Genomic DNA, 1469 nt, shown 5'->3' with positions numbered 1-1469 from the left:
TTTTTAGTGCGCCCGGCATGGGCTATAACTTGGTGGTGAAAGTCCACTACAGGCTTGGCAGTAGGAACTGTTAGCCAATGGCAAGGGTGTCCACCGTGAGGTGGAATCTGAAGGAAGCCGGCGGCAAAATCCCGAACTGACGGACAGAAACTGTATATAAGGCTGAATTGGAATGGACGAGTTTGCTAAACAAAACAAAGCCCGATACTGCCCGAGTTCCATACAGTAAATACAGCAGTTACATGGGAGGAAGGTTATAGCTCTTACCCGGGGAGGTCTCACGGACGAGTGCAACTCGGTTGAAACAAGATTTACCGTGAGAAGTCAGCAGAAGCCATAGTAGTTTCTGATGGAAACGAAGGGCTGAACAATCTTAAATCTTGGGAAACAAGGAGGTGTAGGCATCGCCGCCTAAGCGTAGAAAACATCGCGGTATTTACCAAAAGATGGCTGCCTGTGGAGAGATAGGTTGGAAACCGAAGTGTACACAGGAGTGCGCAGGGATGCCGACATGGATATGAAAGAACAAGATGGTATCGGACTGATTGACAAAGTTATTGCCGATGAGAATCTTTGGAGCGCCTATAAGAAAGTAAGAAAGAACAAAGGCGCCCCAGGAATTGATGGTATTACCGTTTATCAGCTTAAAGAACATATGGAAATATACTATCAACCACTTAAAAAGAAATTAAAAGAGGGGACTTACCAGCCCCAGCCAGTCAAAAGAGTTGCCATACCTAAACCCGATGGCTCGAAACGATACCTGGGGATACCATGTGTACTTGATAGAGTAGTACAACAAGCCATTCTCCAAGTAATCGAACCAATCATAGACCCACACTTTTCCAAGAAGAGCTTCGGTTTCCGTAAAGGCAGGAATGCCCATCAGGCAATCCAGCTTGCGGAACAATATTACGAGGAAGGATACAAGGTCGCAGTGGACTGTGATCTGAAAAGTTATTTCGATACGATCCACCATCAAAGGGTAAGGGCATATCTTGAGGAATTCATCTCGGATAAAGTTGTCCTCAAACTGATTTGGAAATTTCTTCGCTCAGGAATACTTGATAAAGATATCTATATTGAAACGACAGAAGGTGCCCCGCAAGGGGGACCTCTCTCCCCGATACTGGCCAATGTCTATTTGAATAAGCTGGACAGAGAGCTTGAACAAAGAGGACATCGTTTCATTAGATATGCCGACGACTTCGTCATATACGTAAAGAGTCCGAGAGCCGGTGAACGGGTGATGCAAAGCGTCACGAAGTTCATCGAGAAAGACCTCGGTCTCATCATAAACCAAAAGAAAAGCAAAGTCTGTGGGGCAACTTCAGCCACATTCCTTGGATTCAACATACAAAACCTTATGGGAAAGTCGGGTGCCGGCCAAGCAAGCCGGCAAAACAACGGTTTAAAAGCAAATTGAGAAAATTAACCAGTCGGAAACGACCGGGGACATTTGGAGAAAT

Annotated in this window: 1 protein-coding gene; it reads left to right on the top strand. The window is 45.6% G+C overall.

Going from position 1 to position 1469, the window contains the following annotated elements; genetic code table 11:
• The first annotated feature begins 469 nt into the window (after positions 1 to 469).
• The gene (ltrA, locus tag AB1L08_RS22345) at positions 470 to 1426 is read left to right on the top strand and encodes a group II intron reverse transcriptase/maturase (protein WP_413066769.1); all 957 of its coding nucleotides are present in this window, start codon (positions 470 to 472) and stop codon (positions 1424 to 1426) included.
• Positions 1427 to 1469 lie beyond the last annotated feature (43 nt).

The organism is Siminovitchia jepli, from assembly GCF_047228825.1.
GTDB lineage: Bacteria > Bacillota > Bacilli > Bacillales > Bacillaceae_C > Siminovitchia.
The sequence above is the reverse complement of the archived record's forward strand: the minus strand, read 5'-3'. Positions and strand labels throughout refer to the sequence as shown.